Origin of the sequence: Paucibacter sp. Y2R2-4, assembly GCF_025717535.1 — a bacterium.
GTDB lineage: Bacteria > Pseudomonadota > Gammaproteobacteria > Burkholderiales > Burkholderiaceae_C > Paucibacter_A.
Genome location: NZ_JAJIRO010000001.1, coordinates 406,909 through 428,002, shown reverse-complemented (window position 1 = coordinate 428,002; position 21,094 = coordinate 406,909). Strand labels below are relative to the sequence as shown.

Sequence of the window (21,094 nt, the reverse complement as noted above, 5' to 3'; positions counted from 1 at the left end):
GTAGGCTCCTGGAAAAAATTACATCTGTGGACGAAATCACGGATTGATGAATGCAAAAGCCTTTTGTGCGGTGCTAGCGCTCCTTTCTTGGCGTTTTGCTCAGTCTGCGCAAGGCGCGGGCATCAGGCAAGCGGTCCATGCGGTCTTTTCGGTCAAGTCTGAAGATTTGTACCGAGGCTTGCACCTCTTCGACTTGGCTGAGCATGGCCGCGGCAGACTTGGCGAGCTCTTCCACCATGGCCGCGTTTTGCTGGGTGATGCTTTCCATCTGATTGATGGCCTGATTGACTTGGGAGATGCCGCTGAGTTGCTCGTCGGCGCTGTGGTGGATATTGGCGATCAAGCGGCCAAAGTCTTGGACCGACTTCAGCGTTTCATCAATGCTCTCTTGCGCCTTGCGGGTCTGGCGCTCGCCGGCCGAGACGGTTTCGGCCGATTCATTGATCAGTTGCTTGATCTCGCGGGCGGCGTTGGAGCTGCGTTGCGCCAAGGCGCGCACCTCGCTGGCCACGACAGCAAAGCCTCGGCCATGTTCTCCCGCCCTGGCGGACTCCACCGCGGCGTTCAAGGCCAGGATATTGGTTTGAAAGGCGATGCCGTCAATGACCTGGATGATCTCGCCAATGCGATGAGAAGAACTTGAAATTGCCGACATGGTGTCGGTGACATGGTGAACCACCTCGGCGCTGCGGCTGCTGACGGCGCCCAGATCATTGGCCACCGTCGAGGCCTGATGGGCGTTGTCGGTGCTGCTGCGCACGGTGCCGGTGATTTCTTCCATGGCGGCGGCGGTTTGTTCGAGGCTGGCTGCTTGCTCGCCGGTGCGTTGGGCGAGGTTTTGGTTGCCACTGGCAATTTCAGCAGTGACGGCGCGCATCAACTCCAGTTCCTTACGGGTGTCTTGGACGATGGCACTGACGTTGACGCAGAGTTGATTCAGCGCGGATTCCAGCGCGGCCGTTTGTTCGTTGCCACTTGCGCTCAGGCGGCGACTCAGGTCACCCGCCGCAATCTGGTTGGCATAGGCCTGCACCGCCACCAGGGCTTTTTGAGCATGGCGCCGGGCCGTCCAAGCCAGGCCGGCGGCCGGGAGGCTCAGGGCAAGCCCGCTGAGAAGATAGGTTTCAGGCCAAAAGCGTGCGCTGGCCCAGCCCAAGGCGGCCATCAGGGCGTAGCCTGCCCAGGCTTTGAGCCAAGGCCAGGCTCGAATCCACTTTGCAAGGCGGCCACGCCAATCTTGGCGCAAGACCTGACCCCGCCGCAGCACGTGGAGCAACTGACCGGTCTGCTTTTCGGCCCGCATGAGCGCATACAGGGCTTCTGCAGCGTCGATCTGAGCTCGGCTGGGTTCGGTGCGTACCGACAAATAGGCAATCGGAACCCCGTCGTCTGTCAGCGGCGTGACGTTGGCGTAGACCCAGTAATGGTCGCCATTCTTGCGACGATTCTTGACCACGCCCGACCAAGGCTGGCCGGCGCTGATGGTTGCCCACATATCGCGGAAGGCTTCCTCGGGCATGTCCGGGTGGCGGATCAAGTTGTGTGCTTGGCCGAGTAGCTCTTCCTGCGCATAACCGCTGAGCTCGACGAAGGCCGGGTTGCAATGGAGGATGTGCCCCTTCAAGTCCGTGGTGGAGACCAAGGTTTGGCCGTGCGGAAAAGCATGCTCACGTTGACTGACGGGCAAGTTCAATCGCATGGAATCCCTTTCGCAAGATCGCTGCAAAAGTCCGCTGGCGGCCGAGACCCATCCGGCAGCGAAACACGGGCGACGTTTCAAGGCTGAGCGCCATGCGACAGCAGCGGCTCACAGCAAAGAGACGGCGATGTCAAACGCTTCAATCAAGACAGCTTAAGCGTTTGAGACTTGAATGGGACTCCCCGGACTGCAGGGCTGCAAAAAGTAAGGCCTTGAAGGCAGTTTCGTATCCGGAAAAATACAGGCAGCGCCGGCGGCCAATCTGTTGCAAGCTTGGGCCGCCTTGCCCTGTTCTACGTTTGGGCGCTCTTTGGTTTGGCGCTGTAGTGCTGTCGTGAAAGCCTCGCAGTTTTAGAGTTCTAATGCGGCTTCCTCGCCAGCGGGCTCATCGGCCAGCGTGGGATTGAGAACTTCGACGGAGAAACAAATATGTCCAACAAGTCAGCAGCCCCCGTCTTGGGGCGACGTCAGTGGTTGTCCAGCAGCGCCGGCACCTTGGCCGTGTTGGGTCTTGGCACTTCCGCCCCCGTGCTGCGTGCTCAAACGCCGCCGGCCAGCACCGCCAAGACCTTGCCCGCCTATGCGGCTTGGAAAGACAGCAATGCGATGCTGATTCACAGCAGCGCCACCATCGAAACCAAACGCCAAGCCTTTGGTGCAGGCCTGATCACGCCGGCCGAGCAGCTCTATGTGCGCAACAACTTGGGCGCTCCGGCAGCCAGCATCTTGGATGATCGCGATGCCTGGGAAGTCAGCATCGAAGGGGTGAAAAACCCGCGCCGCATTAGCTTGCGCGAGTTGAAAACGCTAGGCGTGGAGACCACGCCCATGGTGCTGCAATGCTCAGGCAATGGACGTGGCTTCTTCCCGAACAAGCCCAGCGGCACGCCTTGGTTGGTCGGTGCAGCCGGTTGCGTGGTGTGGACCGGCGTGCCGGTGCGGGTGGTGGTTGAGGCTTTGGGCGGCGTCTTGCGGGGGCATGAGTTCATGACCGGCACCGGCGGCGAAGTCCTGCCCGAGGGCCTGGACCCCAAGAGCATCGTGGTCGAGCGCTCGGTGCCTGCCAAGGCCATGGGCGACGCCTTGCTGGCCTGGGAAATGAACGGTGTGCCGATTCCGCTGGCGCATGGTGGGCCTTTGCGCTTGGTGGTGCCGGGCTATCAAGGCGTCAATCAGATCAAGTACGTGAAGCGTTTGGCCTTCACCGAGCAGGAGTCCGACGCCAAGATCATGGCGCATGGCTATCGCATTTCGCCGCCCGGCAGCAAGGCCGACCCGAGCCAGCCCTCGGTGCTGGAAATGAATGTGAAAAGCTGGATCAATTCGCCGCTGCCCGAGCGGGCGGGGGCTGCCGGTCAGGTGCAAATCCAAGGGGTGGCCTTCAGCGGCTTGCATGCCATCAAGCGGGTGGAGGTTTCCGTGGACGGCGGCAAGAGCTGGAAAGAGGCGCGTCTGGTCGGGCCGGATCTGGGCAAATACGCCTGGCGTCAGTTCGTCTTGGCGGCCAAGCTGCAGGCAGGCACGCACACGCTGGCCAGCCGAGCAACCGATATGGCTGGCAATGTGCAGCCTGAGCAGCGCTTGGAGAATGTGGGCGGCTACAACAACAACAGCTGGGCCGATCACGCGGTGACGGTCACCCTGGCGTGAGGCCCACTGCTGCGGCGATGCTGGCGGCTTGCTTGGTCATGAGCTTGGCCACAAGCCTGCCCGCGCGGGCGGCGGATGCCGAGTTGGATCTGGGCAAGCGCTTGTTCACCAAGGCTGCGGTGCCGGCTTGCGCGATCTGCCACACCTTACGAGATGCCGGGTCTGAAGGCAGCGTGGGGCCGGTGCTGGATGAGATCAAGCCGGACGCCGAACGCGTCCGCAAAGCCTTGCGCAACGGGCTGGGCGCCATGCCCTCGTTCGCCAAGACGCTCAGCGAGGCCGAGATCCAGGCTTTGGCGCGTTATGTGTCAGAAGTCAGCGGCGGGGCGCCGGCTAAATAGCATCCGCATCCGCATCAGCTTCACTCAGGCCAGGTCGACGATCACCGGCGCATGATCGCTGGGGCGCTCGTTCTTGCGGGGCAGCTTGTCAATGCTGCAGGCGCGCACCTCGGCCTTCAATGCCTGGCTGACCAGAATGTGATCAATGCGCAAGCCTTGATTCTTGCGGAAGGCCAGGTTGCGGTAGTCCCACCAGCTCCAGCTCTTGGGCGCCTGCTCAAAGAGGCGAAATGCATCCACCATGCCCTGGTCCAACAGGGCCTGAAAATGCGCGCGCTCTTGCGGCGTGCAATGGATCTGTCCGGCCCAGGCTACCGGGTCGTACACATCGGCATCGGTCGGCGCGATATTGAAGTCGCCCATCAAGACCAGCTTGTCGTGCGACTTCAGCTCTTCCGCCATCCAGCGCTGCAGCCCGTCGAGCCAGGCCATTTTGTAGATGAATTTGTCGCTGTCAGGCGCCTGGCCGTTAGGAAAATAAGCGCCAATGCAGCGCACGCCGTCCACCGTGGCGGCGATCACACGCGCTTGCTCATCAGCAAAGCCCGGGATGTTTTTGACCACATCGCTGGCCGGTGAACGGCTGAGCAGGGCCACGCCGTTGTAGGTCTTTTGTCCAAACCACTGCACTTGGTAGCCAGCGGCCTCGATCTCAGCGGCCGGAAACTTGTCATCGGTCAGCTTGGTTTCTTGCAGCACCAGGGCATCGACCGGATTGGCCGCCAGCCAGTCCAGCATTTGCGGCAGGCGAACATTGAGGGAGTTGACGTTCCAGGTGGCTAACCTCATGAGGGGCTCTCTAAATTGGCTGGGGACGCTGGCCTCACAGGGCCAGCCGGGCAGGGCGCTCGATTGTGCCTTCACCCGCCAAGCTCTGAACACCGTCCTTGCGGATTGGGCCTTCTTTCATCGCTATGCTCTACGGTTTTGATGGCGCGGCAAAGGTCGGGCCGCGACGACTTGAATGCACTGAATGAAACCATTTGATCTGGGCGAACTCGTTTTGCTGGCCGCCATCTGGGGCGCCTCTTTTTTGTTCATGCGTTTGGGGGCGCATGAGTTCGGCCCTCTGGCCATGGCCGCAGTGCGCGTGACTGGGGCCAGCTTGATGCTCTTGCCCTTGTTGGCAGCACGCCAGGGTCTGCAGGAGTTGCGTCGCGAGTGGCGCGCCTTGGCGGTCATCGGCTTGCTCAATAGCGCGATTCCCTTTGCCTTGTTCAGCTATGCGGCGCTGTCTATCACGGCTGGTTTTTCCAGCATCTTGAATGCGACCACGCCGCTGTGGGGTGCGGTGATTGCATGGGCCTGGCTGGGCCAGCGATTGACGCCCTTGCGCTCGCTGGGCCTGGGTTTGGGCTTTGCGGGCGTGGTCTTCCTGGCTTGGGACAAAGCGGGTTTCAAACCGGGCGCGGACCATGACGCCGAGTTGCGTGCAGTCTGGGCTTTGCTGGCTTGTCTCTGCGCGACCTTTTGCTACGGCCTGGCGGCCAACTTCAGCAAGCGCTATACGGCGCATATCGCCCCTTTGACGGTGGCCACCGGCAGCCAATGCTATGGCGCCTTGATGCTGTGCCTGCCGGCTTTTTGGGCTTGGCCCAGCACCCCGCCCAGCGGCCAAGCATGGGCTGCAGCGGTCGCCTTGTCCTTGCTCTGCTCCGCCCTGGCCTATATCTTGTACTTCCGCTTGATGAGCCGCATCGGCCCCACCAACACCATTGCGGTGACCTTTTTGATTCCCGTCTTCGCGGTGCTGTGGGGCTATTTGTTCCTGGGCGAGTTGTTCAGTCTGAAGATGGCGGCGGGCTGCGCGGTGGTGCTGCTGGGTACCGCGATGGCGCTGGGCTTGATCAGTCCCCGCCCGCCAGTTCAGCCGCGCCCTTGAGCTTGCGGTACAGCGTGCTGCGTCCAATGCCCAACTGGCGCGCTGCCAAGGCCAAATTGCCACGGCAGCCGCGCACGGCGGCCTGGATGGCCTGCAACTCGGTTTGACGCAAGCTCAGCAGCTTGGCGGTGTCGGTGCACAGGGATTGAGCCAGTGGCGAGGGGCCGTGCCCGATGATGGCGCCTTGCTTCACTGGGTTTGAATTGACGCTCGTCTGGAGGTTCACGCTGGAGGTGAGATCGACAGCGACCGGCTTTTGCGCCGCCACATGGATGGCTTCGCTGGCTTCCCGCAGGCTGAGTTGCGCGGCGTCTGCAAATGCAGCGCCAGTGTCTTCGCACGCCATCATTCCCAGCTGAGCACGCCCCAGGCTCAGACTGGCATGAACCAAGGCCGAACCGATGCTGGTGGTCAGCTGAAGAGGGCGATCAGGCTGGCGACGGGTTTGCGCCAACAGGTGCGTCAACTCAGTGCCAAACAAAGACTGCAAGCCTCCGCGGCGCAATTGGGCGGCGCTCTCGCCCAACAACTCGATGGCGCAACGATTCGCGCCCAGCACGCGGCCGGCTTCGTCCAAGGCCAAAACGCCTTCTTGAATCGTTCCGAGACTTTGGGCCTGTGGATGCAGATGCAGGCGCAGGCTTTGCCGGAACTGATCATTGAACCATTGGCTTTCGATCAGGCGGGCCGACAAAGTGGCCAAGGCCAGGGTGTGCGGGTGGTAGCTGCGGCGATCACCGGAGACATTGATGACGCCCAGCAAGCCGCCTTTGTGGTCAAAGATCGGCGCGGCCGAGCAGGTCAGGAAGTGAAACTCACGCAGATAGTGGTCTTGTCCGTTGACCACAGTCGGCGCCTCATTCATCAAGGCGGTGCCGACGGCGTTGGTGCCCTTGGCGGCTTCCGACCAGACCGCGCCGGGGGCGAGGGCCACTTGCTGCGCACGCTCTAGAAAACCGGGGTCGCCGAGTGCATGCAAGACCACGCCACTGGCATCGCTCAAGAGCACCATGCTGTGCGAATGGATCAGCTGCTGGTAGAGCATGTCCATCACCGGCAGGGCTTGTGCGCACAAGCGAGCATTGCGGATCTGCAACTCCTGCAGGCTGCTGGCGCTCAGGCGGCTCAGATCCGCTTTGTGGTGCGGTGACAGGCCGAATACTTGGCAGCGCTCGTGCGAGTTGATCATGGAGCGTTGCTGCTCGGCTGCGCCATGCCATGCGGCCATCGAAGGGCCGTTCTTTGTTTGGTAGCTTGCTGTGATCATTCACATCCTCCCCTTCAAAGATCCAGCCTATCACCAGACGTGATGGGCCTACAGCGGGGAGTTAGGGGGTCAAGCCCTGGGACTTGCCCTAGTGCAAGAAGTGATCAGAGCGGTCTAGACGCGCTGCTAGGCATTGCTGGTGGCTCGAACTTCGCTCATGGTCGTAACCCCTTGCAAGACTTTGGCAATGCCGTCTTGTCGCAGCGAGCGCATGCCCTCCAGCAATGCGGTTTGCAGCAGTTCTTCTGCGCGCGCGCCGGTTTGAATCTGGCGTCTGATGCCTTTGGACACCATCAGCAATTCATGCAAACCGGCGCGACCCTTGAAGCCGCTGTGCTCACAGGCCTCGCAACCGGGGCTGTGGAAGTGCATCAAGCGCCCGTTCTCACCAAAGTTGCCCAGCCATTCTTGCAGCACGCTCTCGCGCGAGGGCGCTTGCTCGCTGCCAAACACATGCAGATAGTCGTCCAACCACTCGTTTTGCTCGGCTTCGCTTAGTGGGCTGCTGGTGCGGCATTGCGGGCACAGACGACGCACCAAACGCTGCGCCAGCACGGCCAGCAAGGAGTCGGCAAAGTTGAAGGGGTCCATGCCCATGTCCAACAGCCGGGTGACGGTTTCGGCCGCGCTATTGGTGTGCAAGGTGCTCATCACCAAGTGGCCGGTCAGCGAGGCTTCAACGGCAATTTCGGCCGTCTCTTCGTCACGGATTTCGCCCACCATGATGACGTCCGGGTCGGCCCGCAAGAAGGCCCGCAAGGCCTTGGCAAAGGTCCAGTCGATACGCGGATTGACCTGCACCTGGCGCAGACCGTTTTGGGTGATTTCGATCGGGTCCTCGGCGGTCCAGATCTTGCGCTCAGGGGTGTTGATCTGGGCCATGGCCGAATGCAAGGTGGTGGTCTTGCCCGAGCCGGTCGGGCCGACGCAAAGCACCATGCCATAGGGCCGGTTGATGGCGTACTTGAGTTGCTTCAGATTGCTGGGTGAGAGGCCCAGCTTTTCCAGCGGAATCGGTTTGCTGGAGGACAGCAAACGCATCACCACGTCCTCCAGCCCGTTATTGGTCGGGATGGTGGCGACCCGCAATTCCAGCCGGTGCTGTGGCGAAAAGCGCGAGAAATTGATCTTGCCGTCTTGCGGCTTGCGGCGCTCGGAAATATCCAGATCGCACATGATCTTGATGCGCGCAATCATGGCGTTACGGTAGGTGTTGGGCAGCTCCAAATAGGGCTTCAGCACACCGTCGCGACGGAAACGGATCTTCAGCTTTTCAGCACCCGGATGGGTCTCAATGTGGATGTCCGAGACGCCTTGGCTGCTGGCGTCGATGATCATGGTGTTGATCAAGCGCACCAGCGAGTTGTCGCTTTGCTCAATCGGCGTGTCGTCTTCGCGCAGGCTCAGCTCCTGGCCTTCGCGCTCCAGCGTCTCCATCAGCTTGTCAGCTTTGTCTAAGGCGAACTCGGACTGGAAGTTGGGCTGCTGCAAGTCTCGTCCCACGGCCTCATTGCCGTAGCGCTCATAGGCATTCGGGATGGCGAATTGCAGCGAGCCGATCTTGGTCAGCGTGGGCGTGACCTTCAGCTGGGAGATGAATTCGATTTCGTCCAGCGCGTCGCGCCGGGTGGGGTCTTCCATGGCGACGATGAGGCGACCATCGCGCACCAGCAAGGGCAGCACATCCAGTCGCTTGGCGACCGCATGGGGCAACTTGGCCACCGCATCAGGTTCGATGGCGAAGTTCTCGACATCCACCAGCGGATAGCCCATCTTGCGCGCCAGTGCCGATTGCAGCGCTTGCCGGGTCACCACGCCTTTGCGTACCAGCAACTCACCCAGCGGTACCGAGCGGTCGCTGCGCTGCATCTCCAGCGCCTGCTCCAGTTGAGCTTGAGAGATCAAGTCCAGGGCCAACAAGGCTTCGCCGATGCGCACCATGGGCATGCGGGCTTGTTGCTCGATGGCCAGCACCAACTGCTCGGCGCTGACGATTTGCTGCGCCACCAAAATGTCTCCGACCCGGCGCGAGCGCATGCCTTGTTGCTCGTTGGCGGCCTCATTGACCTGCTCGGGCGTGACGAGTTTCTCTTTGACCAGCAGTTCACCGATGCGCTCGCCAATCTCAAAATGAGCCAGCACCTCGCGCGGCACAAAGATGCGCAGCACCGAGTCATCGGCATCACTCAGGGGCGGAAACAGGAACAGGCCCAAGTCATCTTGGCAATGCCCGATGGTCATGCCCTTCAATTCGCCGCCACCGACAAAGTAGAGCTTGAATTCACTGCGGGGACGGTGATCCAGCTGCAAGCTCATGCCGCCCGTGTCCGGTTCGCGAGGCGGCACGACGACGGGGCGAAGCAGCTTCAAGGCCCTGAACTGGCTGAACTTCAGCGGCATGGCGCTGCGCGCGGGTGGTACGAGGATTTGGGCGCTGCGCTCGTTCACCTGCAACTGTGTGATCTGGCCGGAGCTGCGGCTGTTGTTCAAACCCAGCACCTCGGCGGGCTCGGGCTCGGTCTGAGGCAGAGGGCGAGGGTAGGCCGCATAGGGCGGCATGGGCCAGCTGAAACCCGAAGGCTGCCCCGACGCATCTCTGGGTGCGTACATGCCAGCCGAGGGGCTGTTGTCGTCAAAAGGCCAGCTGAGCGGGACGGACAGGTCGGGCATTGAGTTCTCCGGATTCTTTGGAGCAGGCGCGACCGGCGCGGCCCCATCTCCTCGTTCCTCGCATGCTAACGTCCGCCTGCCTTGGTATTGCTTCGAATTGAGCGTGGCTGACCGCTTAAATGCCGCGGCTGGGAGCCCCGGTTCCCATGAGGCGCAGCATTTTTCTTCAAGAAATGGACGGTAGCGGCCTGTGAGACATCAGAAAAAGATCCTCTTGACGGGATTTGAGCCCTTTGGCGGCGAAACGATCAACCCTGCTTGGGAGATCGCGCGGGCGCTGCAGGGTGAGCACATCGTGGGCGCCGAAGTGGTGGCCCATTGCCTGCCCTGTGTCTTCGGCGAGTCTTTGCTGAGCCTGCAAGCGGCTTTGTCGCAGCATGCGCCGGTCTTGGTCTTGGTCTTGGCCTTGGGTCAGGCCAGTGGACGCAATGCCCTGTCTTTGGAGCGTGTGGCCATCAATATCGACGATGCACGCATTGCCGACAATGCCGGCCGCCAGCCGATTGACGAGCCGGTGCTGCCGCAAGGGCCGGCCGCCTATTTCTCGACGCTGCCGATCAAGGCCATGGTGGCGGGCTTGCGTGCGGCGGGCCATCCGGCTGAGGTCTCGCAAACCGCAGGCACCTTTGTTTGCAACCATGTCTTCTATGGTCTGCAACACCAGCTGCGAGATCAGCCGGTGCGTAGCGGCTTTATGCATGTGCCTTTGCTGCCGGAGCAGGCCTCCCGCGCGGCGCCTCAGCCCAGCATGAGTCTGGCGTCCATGGTGGCAGGCGTGCGCTTGGCTTTGCAGTTGGCCATGAATACCGACATCGATTTACGCCTGAGCGGCGGCACCTTGAACTGAGGCCGGCGAGCGGAGATCAACCGGGCCCTTCAAGGACGAGGGCTTGGGTCCGTTCCTGAACTGTCAGCGGTCTCAGAATATTGACGCCAACGCTGGCTGGCTTGTCGCATCAAGGCCACCTGCTCAGCAAAGATGGGGCAGGCCTTGCAGATCATCAGATGCATGCGCACCTTGAGGCGTTCAGTCACACCCAGTTGTCGGTCTTCACCTTGAAGCACCAAATGTGTGACTTCTTTGCAAGTGGAAAACCCAAACTTGCCACTCATGCTTTTTCTCCGGCCGGCAGGGCCTGGCCCTTGTTGTTGTCAAACCAATTGTGTTGCAAGCATTCGCGCAGCCTCAGCCGGGCGCGGTGCAGCATGACCCACAGATTGGTCGGGCTGAGCTTCAATTCCTTACAGATCTCCTCGGTGTCCAGCTCCAGCCATTCGCGCATCATGAAGAGGCGCCCTTGCTGGCCGGGCAGGTGTTCTACGCAGGCTTCCAGCACGCGCATGAAGTCCATTTGGTCCAGGCAATGCTCGGGGTCTCCCCAGTGCTTGGGGCTGTCACGCCAGTGACCGTCGGGCTTGAACAAGTCCTCGTCCAAGTCCTCGCCATCTTCTGCCGTGGTCGACATTTCACGGCAATTGCGCCGGATTTGGTCGATCAGTTTGTGTTTGAGGATGCCGATCAACCAAGTCTTCAGCTGTGAGCTGCCGCTGAAACTCTGCGGCTTCTCAAACGCGGCCAAGAGGGTTTCGGACACGGCGTCCTCCGCCCAGCTGCTGTTGCGCAACTGCATTTGGGCGTATTTCAGCAACTGCGGGCGCAGAGCGTTCAGCGCTTTGGCGAATTCGGGCATGGGCGTAGAAATATTTTTGAGACCGCAGTGTAAGGACTGAGTGTGCGCTTGCGACAGAGTGCTGTCGGCGGCATGATCCGTCGGCCCTGACTCCAGGGTGACCTTTTTTTGGGGGGTCTAGCGTCTGGGGTGTGGGTCTCTCTCTCGTCAACTTTTATCGTGCTTGTACAGGAGTGCTTTTCATGAATTCAAAGATCATCGTCAGTTCCGCCGTGGCTGCTGCCCTGTCCTTGGGGCTGTTCGGTCAAGCCGTAGCCCAAGACAAGACCGCTAAGGAAAAATGCTTCGGTATCGCCAAGGCTGGCGAGAATGATTGCGCCAATCTGAGTGGATCCCATTCCTGCGCGGGCCAGGCCAAAACGGACATGGCGCCAGAAGAGTGGAAGTACGTCAGCAAGGGCAGCTGCAAGACCATGAACGGCATGAGCGCCGACGAAGCCAAGGCCAAGCTGAAGAAGTAAGGCCGAGTCACAGCTGTTTGCCAATTGCCCAAGATGCGCCGCATGGACTCCTCCATCGACACCGTCAAGGCGCATGTGCCCACGCAGCGGCAAGCCGCTTTTGTGCCTACGCCGCTTGTGGGCCAGACCTTGTCGAACGATGGGGAGCTGCGTCAGCTCTTGGGTATTGGATGGCGCCAGCCTCACTATCAAGAGCTGCTGCTGACCTTGCCGCCCCTCGGTTTCTTGGAAGTTCATTCCGAGAACTTCTTTGCTGAAGGCGGCGCTAGTTTGTCGGTCTTGATGGCGGCGCGTGAGCACTATCCCATCAGCCTGCATGGGGTGGGCCTGTCCCTGGGTTCGGCCTGTGGGCTGGACCGCTGGCATTTGGATCGCCTGGCTGCTTTGGTGAAACGGGTGGATCCGGTCCGGGTTTCTGACCACGCCAGCTTTGCGAGGGTCGTGACATCGCAGGCGGTGCATGCGAACGATCTCTTGCCAATACCATTCACTGAGGCCAGCTTGCGCTTGATGGTCAGTCATGTGCAGCAAGTGCAGGAGCGCTTGCGGCGACCCATGCTGATTGAAAACCTCAGCGCCTACGTGGGCTGGGAAGGCAACACCTTGAGCGAGCCCGAGTTCTTCAATCAGCTCTGTCGGCAAAGTGGCTGCGCCCTGCTGTTGGATGTGAACAATCTTTTCGTCAATGCGCGCAATCTCGGCCTTAGCAAGGCGGATTCAGTGAAAGAAGCTTGTGCATGGATTGACGCCTTGCGGCCCGGCCTGGTGGGCGAAATCCATTTGGCCGGCCATGCTGAATTGCCCGGGATCGTCATCGACGACCATGGCAGTCGCGTGGCGCCCGAGGTCTGGCAGATCTATGCCCATGCGCTGCGGCGCCTGGGGCCTGTACCGAGCTTGATCGAATGGGATACCGAGGTCCCGGCCTTGTCGGTGCTGATGGGTGAAATCGCCCAAGCGGGTGCATGGATGGCCGAGCTCTGCCCAACAGACGCGGGGCAGTGTTCATCATGAGTCTGAAGGCACAGCAAGAAGGCTTTGTAGCGGCCTTGTTGGCGCATGAAGTCGGCGTCAACAAGGAAGCAAGATCGCTCGGTTTGCGCTCCTTGGCCGGCGTAAAAAACACATCAACTCCGAGCCTCGACCCGAGCGCTCCTGATGATCCGAAATCAGAAGAGCATGCAGGACTCGATCGAGGACTGCTGGCCTACCGTTTGAACGCTCAGGCCTTGTCCGCCAAGGTTTTGGCGGGTGTCTACGCTGGTGTTGAAGCGCAGCTGGGCGACGAGGGGTTTCGTGCCATGGCCTGGCAGTTTTGGCGGCAATGCCCGCCCAGCCAGGGAGACTTAGGGCTGTGGGGCGAGCAACTGCCTGCGTTTCTCAGTGCGCAGCAAGACATGGACGCTTGGCTGATCGATCTGGCGCGCTTGGAGTGGGCGGCGCATCAGCTCGAGCGAGCCGAAGACGGGCAGGCTGATGCTTCTTCATTACAGCTATTGGCTGCGCTGGAGCCTGAGCGCTTGGGCTTGCGACTGCGGCCGGGTTTGCAAGTACTGCAAGTCGGTCAACAAGCCTGGCAGCTTTGGCAATCAGCAGAGGTGCAGGGCGTAGAGGTCGATGACGCTCAGCCCGTTTCGGTTCTGCTCTCGCGCCAGTCTTGGCGTGTTCAAGGGCGGCTTCTTCGCCACGGAGAAGCGCTGTTTCTGCAGGCCCTGCAAGCGGGTGCCAGTCTTGACGCTGGCTTGGTTCAGGCCGGCCCGGACTTCGACTTTTCTTTGTTCTTGCAAGACGCTTTGCGCAGCGAACTCTTGCAAGGCGCTTTTGAAATGGTGCGAACAGACGCTGAAGTCTGAATTCGCTTCACCCTCAAGAAATGCCATGGCCTGCGTGCCATGAGAAAGCTCAAACCATGAAAGACCTTGCTACGCTCACTTGGCGGTTCTTGTGCGATCCTGGCTTTGCCGCTGATGTTGATGCCCGCAAGCCTCATCCCTTTTGGCTGCAGCGCGCTTTGGAGCTGGCCCAATCCATCAGTCTGCTGCTCGCCAGACTCTATGTCGCCCAAGTCTTTTTTCTCTCGGGTTTGACCAAAATCCGTGATTGGTCCATCACCCTGGCCTTGTTCCAAGACGAGTACCAAGTGCCCTTGCTGCCGCCTGAATGGGCCGCTTACGCCGGCACTGCAGGTGAGATGGCCTTGCCTGTCTTGCTGGTTCTGGGCTTGGGCGGTCGCTTTGCAGCCTTGGGTTTGTCGGTCGTCAATGTGGTGGCGGTACTGAGCCTGTCCGAGATTGCCCCCGCAGCCCTGGCGGGCCATCAGCTTTGGGGCGCATTGCTCCTGATGGTGGCGCTATGGGGCTCGGGACGCATCTCGCTGGACGCTCTGATCCGTTCGCGTACCGCTTGATCGCGGACGCAAAGGCATCAAAGCGTTTGCTCGCGCGGATCGAAGCTGAACACCATCAGGGGCGGCACGCGGCCATCGGTGTCGCGCGGCAAGGTCTCGGTCTTGTCGATGGCGCGCAGCACGGCTTTGTCCCAGTCGGCGTCGCCACTGGGCTTGAGCAGTTTGCGCGAAATGATGGCGCCGTCCGGAGCCACTCGCACTTCCACCTCCGCCACCGGGTTGCCGCTGGGCGCGCCGTTGTAAATGATGTTGGGACGAATGCGCGCCATGATGCGGCCGGCATAACTGGCTGAAGGGCCGGAGCTCTTCAAGGCCGTGCCGGTGGCATTGGCGCCGCCGCTGGCGCCCGCCATGCCCTGGATGCGCTTGAGGTTTTCTTGGCGCTGCGCTTCCAGCTTCGCTTCGCGACGGGCCTCGGTTTCCTTGCTTTCCTTAGCCTGTTTTTGCTTGTCTAGCTTTTCTTTCTCGAGCTTGGCTTGCTTGAGCTTTTCTTCTTTCTCGCGTTCGAGCTTTTCCTTGGCGGCGAGTTGCTTCTTGCGCTCGGCTTCTTCGGCCAGGCGTTTGGCTTCTTGCTCGCGCTTGATTTTTTGCTCGCGCGCCTTGGCGATGGCGATCTCCGCATCGCGCTCCGCCTGCAGGTCCTCCTGTGGCGGAGGCGGTGCAGGCTTGGGCTGCGGCTTGGCGACTTCTGGTTCGGGCTCAGGTTCGGGCGGAATGACTTCTTTGGGCGCCGCTGCTTGGGGCACTGCGGACCACAATTCGGCTTCAAATGCCGGAGGGGCTTTGGTGCGCCATTGCACGCCGGCGCTTAAAGCCGCAAGCAAGGCGGCATGCGCGATGACGGCGAACAGCAAACCGCGGCCCAGGCCGGGCGCCTCGGGAGGCCGCAATGGATCGGCGTTACGTAAAAAAAGCGTGGCTGCCATCGGGTCAATCAGCCACCGCTGTTGCGAACCGCCAGGCCCACGCGCTGCACGCCGGAGCTTTGCAAGATGTCCATGACCTTGACCACCGCCTCGTACTTGACGGACTTGTCGGCCGAAATCACGACCGGGGTATTGGCCTGCCCGTCCTGCGCTTGCTTGACCCGTTCGGCCAAACGATTCAAGGTCACGGACTGGCCTTCGTCCTTGTCCAGCTTGATCTTCAACTTCTCATCGGCACTGACGATGACATGAATCACATGCTCGGGCTGGGCGCGACTCTTGCCAACGCTGGGCAGATCGACGAGGCCCGTGGTGATCATCGGTGCGCTGACCATGAAGATGATCAACAAGACCAACATCACGTCAATGAAGGGCACCATATTGATTTCATTGATGGTGCGGCGGCGACGCGAGCCGCGGGCGCTGATGGCTGCCATCTGCTAATCCTGGAGTTCAGCGCACCGAACCAGCGGCCTGGGCAGGCGGCTGGCTGGCATTGCGTTGCAAGATATTGGAGAACTCTTCGATGAAGGACTCCAGCGTGATGGCGCTGCGGTCGATCTGGCGCGCAAATCGGTTGTAGGCCAACACGGCAGGAATGGCCGCGAACAAGCCAATGGCGGTGGCCACCAAAGCTTCGGCAATGCCGGGGGCCACGGTGGCCAGGGTCACTTGTTGCACATTCGACAAGCCAACAAAGGCGTGCATGATGCCCCAGATGGTGCCGAACAGACCCACATAGGGCGAGACGGAGCCGACCGAAGCCAAGAAGGACAGATTGCTTTCCATCGCGTCGAGTTCGCGTTGGAAGCTGGCCCGCATGGCGCGGCGCGCGCCGTCCAGCAGGGCGCCGGCTTCGGTGACGCGGCGTTCACGCAGCTTCAAAAACTCGCGCATGCCGGAGGCAAAAATCCGCTCCAGCGGGGCGCCGTTGGTCTTGGTGGCCACGCCGTTGTAAAGGTCGTTCAGATTCTTGCCAGACCAGAATTCTTGTTCAAAAGCGTCGTTGCCGGTCTTGATGCGCGACAGTGCAATCAGCTTGCCAAAGATCACGCTCCAACTGGCCAGCGACACGATCAGCAGGGCGGCAATCACCAACTGCACCGCCAGGCTGGCGTGGGCAATCAAGGAAACAATCGATAAATCTTGATTCATGAATCCGAACAGTCTTGGTTGATGGCCTCGAGCAGCGAGGCTGGAATACGGGTGGGCTTCAGGTCGGCGTGAGCCGGCCCCATTGTGTCTAAGCTGCTGACGCAGCCAATGCGGATTTCACCTTCCGCCAGCAGGCGCTCGCCGCAAAAAGCGCGCTGAAACAGCAGCATGCTGGCGCGGCCGAGCTCGCGGACTTCGACCGTGACGCGCAGCAAGTCATCCAGCCGCGCCGGGCTCAGGTAACGCACCTGGGTGTTGCTGACGACGAACATCACCCCGGTTTGCAAACGCATGGCTTCTTGCGAGAAGCCCTGTGCCCTGAGCCACTCGGTGCGCGCGCGCTCGAAGAACTTCAGGTAGTTGGCATAGAACACCACGCCGCCGGCGTCGGTGTCTTCCCAATACACGCGCATCTCGCGCTCAAACGGTGGGGGCAGTCGCTTCATGCTCGGTGCAAAAACTCGCCCAGGCGAGCGACGGTTTCGCGCAAATCTTCCATGCTGGAGGCGAAGGAGAGGCGCATCCAGCGCTGCGCGTCCGCGCGACCGAAGTCTCGGCCTGGCGTCAGGGCGATCTGCGCCTTGTGCATCAGCTCGAAAGCCAAGTCCCAGCTGTTGTCGCAAACGCCGGAGACATCAATCCATGCGTAGAAGGCGCCATCCGGCATGACGGGAACAGGCAAGCCGAGCGCTTGAAGCGCCGGCACCAGGTAATCTCGGCGTTCGCGAAACGCCTGCCGCCGCAGCTCGTACTCGGCCATTGATGCCGTCCCGAAGCAGGCCAGCGCCGCATGCTGTGCGATGCTGGAAGGGCAGATGAAGAGGTTTTGGCTCAGCTTCTCGATGGGGGCCACCAAGTCGGGCGGCAACACCATCCAGCCCAGTCGCCAGCCGGTCATGCCAAAGTACTTAGAGAAGCTGTTCACCGAGATGACATCGGAGCCCAAGGCCAAAGCACTGCGTTCGAAACGGCTGTCATAGCTCAGGCCCAGATAGATCTCGTCGACCAGGGTCACGCCGCCTTTGGCGCGCACGGTTTCTACGATGTCGCGCAAAACCTCGGCTTCAATCGAGGTGCCGGTCGGGTTGCTGGGCGAGGCCAGCAGCACGCCGCGCGTATTGGCATTCCAGGCCGCTTCGACCTGCGCTTGGCTGGGCTGAAAGCGTTGCTCAGGCCCGCAGGGCAGCAAGATGGCGCTGGCGTCTGCAGCGGCCACGAAATGGCGGTTGCAGGGATAGCAGGGGTCCGGCATCAAGACCTCGTCGCCGCGCTCGAACAAGGCCAAACAGGCCAGCTGCAGCGCGGCGGAGGCGCCGGCGGTGATGACGATGCGTTCTGGGCTGATGTCCAAGGCGAAACGCTCAGCGTACCAGCGCGACAAGGCTTGTCGCAAGGCCAGCAAGCCGGTGGCCGGGGTGTACTGCGTGAGGCCAGCATCAATGCAGGCCTTGGCCGCGGCTTGAGCCGCAGCAGGGGCCACAAAGTCGGGCTCGCCGATGTTCAGAAAGATCATGCGCCGGCCGCCCAGTGCCGGGTCGCACAAGGGGCCGCGGGCGATTTCCGCCGCCGCCTTGGCGCACTCCATTACATAGAAAGGCTCAATCTGTTCGAGCCGGCCGGCAAGCCTCATTTGGCCTTGCTGTCGCCGCTGGTCTTGGCGCTGTTGCGGGCCGCGACCTCGGTGGGGCGCAGATCACTGGCAGCGCGGTCGAGCACGCCGTTCACGTATTTGTGGCCATCGGTACCACCAAAGGCCTTGGCCAATTCCACCGCTTCATTGATGGCGACGCGGTAGGGAATGTCGATGCAATGCTTGAGCTCATAGGCGCCAATCATCAGCACCCCATGCTCGATGGGCGACAGGTCAGTGGTCTTGCGGTCCACATGGCGGGCCAGCACGGCGTCAAGGTCGGCAGCTTCCAAAATGCAACCGTTCAGCAGCGCGTCGAAATGGGCTTGATCGACCTTGCTGAAATCGTCTTGGTCGCGCATATGGCCGTCAATGGTGGCGACATCGTCACCGGTGATCAGCCATTGGTAGAGGCCTTGCAGCGCGGCTTCGCGCGAACGGCGGCGTGCCGACTTGGCCTGGCTGCGCTTGGCCACGGGCTTGCCGTTGCTCGGGGTCTTGCTCTTCGGGCTGGCCGGGGCGTTCTCGTTCGTGCTCACTGCAGTTCTTCCATTAAATTGGCCATCTCGACCGCCACACGCGCCGCGTCACGGCCTTTTTCCTCGGCACGCGCCCAGGCTTGTTCTTCGTTTTCCACCGTCAAAATGGCATTGGCGATGGGAATGTTGTGATCCAGCCCCACGCGGGTGACCGCTGCGCCGCTTTCATTGGCGACCAACTCGAAGTGATAGGTTTCACCGCGGATGATGCAGCCCAAGGCGATCAGGGCGTCGTAGTCTTCGCTGTCCGCCATGGCTTGCAGGGCGATCGGCACTTCCAGCGCGCCCGGCACGGTGACGTGGCGAATGTGCCGATCGACCACGCCGAGTTCTTGCAACTCGGTGATGCAAGCTTCGGCCAGACGGCTGGTGATGGCGTCGTTGAAGCGGGCCTGCACGATGCCGACGCGCAGCTCTTCACCGTTCAATGGGGCTTGTGCCTTGCCGTGGCCCTTGTCGGATCCTTGCATGAGCTCTGTCCTTCAGTTTTTTTGTTGGGGCTGGGCATCTGACGACTGACCGGCGGCCACAAAACCAGTGACCTCCAGGCCATAGCCGGTCATGCTGGGCATGCGACGCGGGCTGCCGAGCAGACGCATCTTGTGCACACCCAGGTCGCGCAGGATCTGGGCGCCCACACCGTAGGTGCGCAGGTCCATGATCTTGGGCGCTGGCGCCGTCACGGGGCCGGCCGGTGTGGCCTTCAGCTGAGTGAGCAAGCTCGAAGCCTCTTCGCCGCAATTGAGCAGCACCGCAACGCCGGCGGGGGCGCGCTTGAGCTCAGCCAGCGCCGCCGGCAGCGGCCAGGAATGCGCCGAAGGGTTGGCATCCAGCAGATCCAAAATGGACAAAGGCTCGTGCACTCGCACCAGCACCTCGTCGCTGGGCGTCCAGCTGCCATGGGTCAGTGCCAAGTGGACTGCGCCGGTGCGATCGCGGAAGACCTTGCAATCAAACTCGCCCTGAGCGGTCTGCAGCTTGCGTTCGGTTTCGCGAGTGACCAGCGATTCATTGCGGCTGCGGTGTTCGATCAGGTCGGCAATGGTGCCGATCTTCAGGCCATGCTCTTTGGCGAACTCGACCAGATCCGGCAAGCGGGCCATGGTGCCATCGTCCTTCATGATTTCGCAGATCACCGCAGCAGGCTCCAGGCCGGCCATGCGGGCGAAGTCACATCCGGCTTCGGTGTGACCCGCGCGCATGAGCACGCCACCGTCTTGCGCTTGCAGCGGGAAGATGTGGCCGGGCTGCACCAGGTCACGAGCTTCTGCGCCACGGGCCACCGCCGCTTGCACGGTGCGGGCTCGGTCAGCGGCCGAAATGCCGGTGGTCACGCCGGTGGCGGCTTCGATGGAGACGGTGAAAGCGGTGGCGTGTTTGGTGCCGTTGCGGCTGGCCATGGGCGGCAGCTGCAAGCGTTCGCAGCGTTCGCGGGTCAGCGTCAGGCAGATCAGGCCACGGCCGTACTTGGCCATGAAGTTGATGGCTTCGGGGGTGACATGCTCGGCCGCGAGAACCAGGTCGCCCTCGTTTTCGCGATCTTCTTCGTCAACCAGGATAACCATGCGACCGGCCGCGAGTTCGGCGACCAGCTCGGGAACAGATGATATGGGCATACCCCGATTGTAGAGGCGCGGGGTCAGGCTTTGCTTCAAGTCAGCGCGGTCGGGCCCGCAGGCGCAGGTCTTCGCCGACCATTTGGCTGTCGATCCAGCGCCATTGCAGGGCTTGGTCCAGGCTCTCCAGCGGACCGAAGGCGGCCATCTCGCGACCCATGCCCAGCAATTTGGGCGCCATATAGATCAGCAACTCGTCGACCAGGCCCTCGCGCAGCATCGAGCCATTCAGCTTGTGGCCGGCTTCGATATGCAGCTCATTGATGCCGCGTCGCCCCAGGTCCAGCATTACGGCGTCCAAATCAACCTTGCCTTGTGGACCGGCCAATTGCAGCAATTCGGCGCCTTGCGCGCGCAGGGCAGCTGCATGGTCTGCCTTGCTGATCGGATCGAGCGCGCAATAGATCAAGACCTGACCCGGAGGCGCCAGCAATCGGGCATCGGCAGGCGTTTCAAGGCGCGAGTCGATGACTACCCGTAGCGGCTGCAACGTGGTTTCGACCAGCCGGACATCCAAGCGCGGATCATCGTCCTTGACGGTGCCAATGCCCGTCAGCACGGCACCCGCACGCCGCCGCCAAGCGTGGCCATCGGCGCGCGCCGCTGAGGCGGTGATCCATTTGCTCAGGCCGTTGAGCAAGGCGGTGCGACCATCCATGGAGGCCGCCACTTTCAGCCGCACAAAAGGGCGGCCGCGCTGCATGCGAGAGAAAAATCCTAGATTCAGCTCTCTAACTTCATCCGCCAGCAGGCCCAGCTCGATCTCAATTCCGGCTGCGCGCATGCGCGCCAAACCCTGGCCGGCCACCAAGGGGTTGGGGTCGTCATTGGCGGCGACTACGCGCTTCAGGCCAGCAGCGATCAAGGCGTCGCAGCAGGGCGGCGTGCGGCCATGGTGGGCGCAGGGTTCCAGGGTGACATAGGCGGTGGCGCCGCGCACATTGGCGCCGCGGGCTTGCGCATCGCGCAAGGCCATCACTTCGGCGTGAGCCTGGCCCGCCGCTTGGGTGTGGCCCGAGCCCAGCAATTGCCCTTGCGCATCCACGATCACACAACCCACGCGCGGGTTGGGGTCGCTCAGACCGATGGCCTGCTCGGCCAGGGCCAGCGCATGGCGCATGGCGCTCAAATCATCGAGGAAAACGCTGGGCGACATCTGC

23 protein-coding genes are annotated in these 21,094 nt (G+C 61.6%); 8 read left to right on the top strand and 15 right to left on the bottom strand.

Annotated elements, in window-relative coordinates; genetic code table 11:
* Positions 1-73: 73 nt before the first annotated feature.
* Positions 74-1,699, bottom strand: coding sequence for a methyl-accepting chemotaxis protein (locus LNV06_RS01815; protein ID WP_263536533.1), 1,626 nt, complete (start codon positions 1,697-1,699; stop codon positions 74-76).
* Between the two features lie 429 nt (positions 1,700-2,128).
* Between LNV06_RS01815 and sorT the strand changes: the two genes are divergently transcribed.
* Positions 2,129-3,349, top strand: a complete 1,221-nt coding sequence (sorT, locus tag LNV06_RS01810) for a SorT family sulfite dehydrogenase catalytic subunit (protein ID WP_263536532.1) — start codon at positions 2,129-2,131, stop codon at positions 3,347-3,349.
* Between the two features lie 38 nt (positions 3,350-3,387).
* Positions 3,388-3,690, top strand: a complete 303-nt coding sequence (gene sorU, locus LNV06_RS01805; RefSeq protein ID WP_263536531.1) for a SorU family sulfite dehydrogenase c-type cytochrome subunit — start codon at positions 3,388-3,390, stop codon at positions 3,688-3,690.
* A gap of 24 nt (positions 3,691-3,714) precedes the next feature.
* On the opposite strand, the gene LNV06_RS01800 is transcribed toward sorU, so the two are convergent.
* Positions 3,715-4,479, bottom strand: a complete 765-nt coding sequence (locus tag LNV06_RS01800; protein WP_263536530.1) for an exodeoxyribonuclease III — start codon at positions 4,477-4,479, stop codon at positions 3,715-3,717.
* A 184-nt stretch (positions 4,480-4,663) separates the two neighbouring features.
* Here LNV06_RS01800 and LNV06_RS01795 point away from each other — a divergent pair, with 184 nt between their 5' ends.
* On the top strand, positions 4,664-5,572 hold the full coding sequence (locus tag LNV06_RS01795; protein ID WP_263536529.1) for a DMT family transporter: 909 nt from the start codon (positions 4,664-4,666) through the stop codon (positions 5,570-5,572).
* On the opposite strand, the gene LNV06_RS01790 is transcribed toward LNV06_RS01795, so the two are convergent.
* Both LNV06_RS01790 and LNV06_RS01785 read right to left on the bottom strand, forming a co-directional pair.
* On the bottom strand, positions 5,538-6,839 hold the full coding sequence (locus LNV06_RS01790; protein ID WP_263536528.1) for a helix-turn-helix domain-containing protein: 1,302 nt from the start codon (positions 6,837-6,839) through the stop codon (positions 5,538-5,540). The genes LNV06_RS01795 and LNV06_RS01790 overlap by 35 nt on opposite strands.
* 126 nt (positions 6,840-6,965) lie before the next feature.
* On the bottom strand, positions 6,966-9,509 hold the full coding sequence (locus LNV06_RS01785; RefSeq protein ID WP_411970039.1) for a GspE/PulE family protein: 2,544 nt from the start codon (positions 9,507-9,509) through the stop codon (positions 6,966-6,968).
* A 190-nt stretch (positions 9,510-9,699) separates the two neighbouring features.
* Between LNV06_RS01785 and pcp the strand changes: the two genes are divergently transcribed.
* Positions 9,700-10,356: a pyroglutamyl-peptidase I gene (pcp, locus tag LNV06_RS01780; protein WP_263536527.1), complete on the top strand. Its 657-nt coding sequence runs from the start codon at positions 9,700-9,702 to the stop codon at positions 10,354-10,356.
* Between the two features lie 29 nt (positions 10,357-10,385).
* On the opposite strand, the gene LNV06_RS22705 is transcribed toward pcp, so the two are convergent.
* Both LNV06_RS22705 and LNV06_RS01775 read right to left on the bottom strand, forming a co-directional pair.
* The gene (locus LNV06_RS22705; protein WP_505190981.1) at positions 10,386-10,622 is read right to left on the bottom strand and encodes a zf-HC2 domain-containing protein; all 237 of its coding nucleotides are present in this window, start codon (positions 10,620-10,622) and stop codon (positions 10,386-10,388) included.
* A complete protein-coding gene (locus LNV06_RS01775; RefSeq protein ID WP_263536526.1) occupies positions 10,619-11,200 on the bottom strand; it encodes a sigma-70 family RNA polymerase sigma factor in 582 nt (193 codons plus the stop codon). Before LNV06_RS01775 ends, LNV06_RS22705 begins: the two co-directional genes overlap by 4 nt.
* Before the next feature lie 182 nt (positions 11,201-11,382).
* Here LNV06_RS01775 and LNV06_RS01770 point away from each other — a divergent pair, with 182 nt between their 5' ends.
* Genes LNV06_RS01770 through LNV06_RS01755 form a run of 4 tightly spaced genes read left to right on the top strand, consistent with a single transcriptional unit; the run spans position 11,383 to position 14,068 of the window.
* Positions 11,383-11,661 carry a BufA1 family periplasmic bufferin-type metallophore gene (locus LNV06_RS01770; RefSeq protein ID WP_263536525.1) on the top strand — a complete coding sequence of 93 codons (279 nt, stop codon included), beginning with the start codon at positions 11,383-11,385 and terminating at the stop codon, positions 11,659-11,661.
* 42 nt (positions 11,662-11,703) lie between these two features.
* Positions 11,704-12,675, top strand: coding sequence for an MNIO family bufferin maturase (gene bufB, locus LNV06_RS01765; protein ID WP_263536524.1), 972 nt, complete (start codon positions 11,704-11,706; stop codon positions 12,673-12,675).
* Entirely contained in the window at positions 12,672-13,514 is an 843-nt protein-coding gene (locus LNV06_RS01760; protein ID WP_263536523.1) for an HvfC/BufC family peptide modification chaperone, read from the top strand. The genes bufB and LNV06_RS01760 overlap by 4 nt, the downstream gene beginning before the upstream one ends.
* A gap of 56 nt (positions 13,515-13,570) precedes the next feature.
* The gene (locus LNV06_RS01755) at positions 13,571-14,068 is read left to right on the top strand and encodes a DoxX family protein (protein WP_263536522.1); all 498 of its coding nucleotides are present in this window, start codon (positions 13,571-13,573) and stop codon (positions 14,066-14,068) included.
* A 17-nt stretch (positions 14,069-14,085) separates the two neighbouring features.
* Here LNV06_RS01755 and tolA read toward each other — a convergent pair whose 3' ends face one another.
* From tolA to ribD, 9 genes are read right to left on the bottom strand one after another with little or no spacing between them, the layout of a single operon-like run.
* The gene (tolA, locus tag LNV06_RS01750) at positions 14,086-14,994 is read right to left on the bottom strand and encodes a cell envelope integrity protein TolA (RefSeq protein WP_263536521.1); all 909 of its coding nucleotides are present in this window, start codon (positions 14,992-14,994) and stop codon (positions 14,086-14,088) included.
* A gap of 8 nt (positions 14,995-15,002) precedes the next feature.
* Positions 15,003-15,431, bottom strand: a complete 429-nt coding sequence (gene tolR, locus LNV06_RS01745) for a protein TolR (protein ID WP_263536520.1) — start codon at positions 15,429-15,431, stop codon at positions 15,003-15,005.
* Between the two features lie 16 nt (positions 15,432-15,447).
* Positions 15,448-16,149 (bottom strand): protein TolQ, encoded by a 702-nt coding sequence (gene tolQ / locus LNV06_RS01740; protein WP_263536519.1) that lies wholly within the window; start codon positions 16,147-16,149, stop codon positions 15,448-15,450.
* Complete coding sequence (gene ybgC / locus LNV06_RS01735) at positions 16,146-16,595, bottom strand: tol-pal system-associated acyl-CoA thioesterase (protein ID WP_263536518.1); 450 nt, start codon at positions 16,593-16,595, stop codon at positions 16,146-16,148. Before ybgC ends, tolQ begins: the two co-directional genes overlap by 4 nt.
* Positions 16,592-17,779: a pyridoxal phosphate-dependent aminotransferase gene (locus LNV06_RS01730; protein ID WP_263536517.1), complete on the bottom strand. Its 1,188-nt coding sequence runs from the start codon at positions 17,777-17,779 to the stop codon at positions 16,592-16,594. The genes ybgC and LNV06_RS01730 overlap by 4 nt, the downstream gene beginning before the upstream one ends.
* Positions 17,776-18,318, bottom strand: a complete 543-nt coding sequence (nusB, locus tag LNV06_RS01725) for a transcription antitermination factor NusB (protein ID WP_411970038.1) — start codon at positions 18,316-18,318, stop codon at positions 17,776-17,778. Before nusB ends, LNV06_RS01730 begins: the two co-directional genes overlap by 4 nt.
* Entirely contained in the window at positions 18,315-18,788 is a 474-nt protein-coding gene (ribH, locus tag LNV06_RS01720; RefSeq protein WP_263536516.1) for a 6,7-dimethyl-8-ribityllumazine synthase, read from the bottom strand. Before ribH ends, nusB begins: the two co-directional genes overlap by 4 nt.
* Positions 18,789-18,800: 12 nt before the next feature.
* Positions 18,801-19,934 (bottom strand): bifunctional 3,4-dihydroxy-2-butanone-4-phosphate synthase/GTP cyclohydrolase II, encoded by a 1,134-nt coding sequence (gene ribBA / locus LNV06_RS01715; RefSeq protein WP_263536515.1) that lies wholly within the window; start codon positions 19,932-19,934, stop codon positions 18,801-18,803.
* A gap of 40 nt (positions 19,935-19,974) precedes the next feature.
* On the bottom strand, positions 19,975-21,090 hold the full coding sequence (gene ribD / locus LNV06_RS01710) for a bifunctional diaminohydroxyphosphoribosylaminopyrimidine deaminase/5-amino-6-(5-phosphoribosylamino)uracil reductase RibD (protein WP_263536514.1): 1,116 nt from the start codon (positions 21,088-21,090) through the stop codon (positions 19,975-19,977).
* Between the last annotated feature and the right edge of the window lie 4 nt (positions 21,091-21,094).

Coding starts and splice junctions, on each gene's coding strand:
- LNV06_RS01730 (WP_263536517.1), bottom strand. CDS start 17,779: ATGAGGCTTGCCGGCCGGCTCGAACAGATTGAGCCTTTCTATGTAATG.
- LNV06_RS01795 (WP_263536529.1), top strand. CDS start 4,664: ATGAAACCATTTGATCTGGGCGAACTCGTTTTGCTGGCCGCCATCTGG.
- ybgC (WP_263536518.1), bottom strand. CDS start 16,595: ATGAAGCGACTGCCCCCACCGTTTGAGCGCGAGATGCGCGTGTATTGG.
- ribBA (WP_263536515.1), bottom strand. CDS start 19,934: ATGCCCATATCATCTGTTCCCGAGCTGGTCGCCGAACTCGCGGCCGGT.
- LNV06_RS01760 (WP_263536523.1), top strand. CDS start 12,672: ATGAGTCTGAAGGCACAGCAAGAAGGCTTTGTAGCGGCCTTGTTGGCG.
- LNV06_RS01755 (WP_263536522.1), top strand. CDS start 13,571: ATGAAAGACCTTGCTACGCTCACTTGGCGGTTCTTGTGCGATCCTGGC.
- tolR (WP_263536520.1), bottom strand. CDS start 15,431: ATGGCAGCCATCAGCGCCCGCGGCTCGCGTCGCCGCCGCACCATCAAT.
- bufB (WP_263536524.1), top strand. CDS start 11,704: ATGGACTCCTCCATCGACACCGTCAAGGCGCATGTGCCCACGCAGCGG.
- LNV06_RS01770 (WP_263536525.1), top strand. CDS start 11,383: ATGAATTCAAAGATCATCGTCAGTTCCGCCGTGGCTGCTGCCCTGTCC.
- LNV06_RS01785 (WP_411970039.1), bottom strand. CDS start 9,509: ATGCCCGACCTGTCCGTCCCGCTCAGCTGGCCTTTTGACGACAACAGC.
- sorU (WP_263536531.1), top strand. CDS start 3,388: ATGAGCTTGGCCACAAGCCTGCCCGCGCGGGCGGCGGATGCCGAGTTG.
- LNV06_RS01815 (WP_263536533.1), bottom strand. CDS start 1,699: ATGCGATTGAACTTGCCCGTCAGTCAACGTGAGCATGCTTTTCCGCAC.
- sorT (WP_263536532.1), top strand. CDS start 2,129: ATGTCCAACAAGTCAGCAGCCCCCGTCTTGGGGCGACGTCAGTGGTTG.
- LNV06_RS01790 (WP_263536528.1), bottom strand. CDS start 6,839: ATGATCACAGCAAGCTACCAAACAAAGAACGGCCCTTCGATGGCCGCA.
- LNV06_RS01800 (WP_263536530.1), bottom strand. CDS start 4,479: ATGAGGTTAGCCACCTGGAACGTCAACTCCCTCAATGTTCGCCTGCCG.
- LNV06_RS01775 (WP_263536526.1), bottom strand. CDS start 11,200: ATGCCCGAATTCGCCAAAGCGCTGAACGCTCTGCGCCCGCAGTTGCTG.
- LNV06_RS22705 (WP_505190981.1), bottom strand. CDS start 10,622: ATGAGTGGCAAGTTTGGGTTTTCCACTTGCAAAGAAGTCACACATTTG.
- ribD (WP_263536514.1), bottom strand. CDS start 21,090: ATGTCGCCCAGCGTTTTCCTCGATGATTTGAGCGCCATGCGCCATGCG.
- tolQ (WP_263536519.1), bottom strand. CDS start 16,149: ATGAATCAAGATTTATCGATTGTTTCCTTGATTGCCCACGCCAGCCTG.
- tolA (WP_263536521.1), bottom strand. CDS start 14,994: ATGGCAGCCACGCTTTTTTTACGTAACGCCGATCCATTGCGGCCTCCC.
- ribH (WP_263536516.1), bottom strand. CDS start 18,788: ATGCAAGGATCCGACAAGGGCCACGGCAAGGCACAAGCCCCATTGAAC.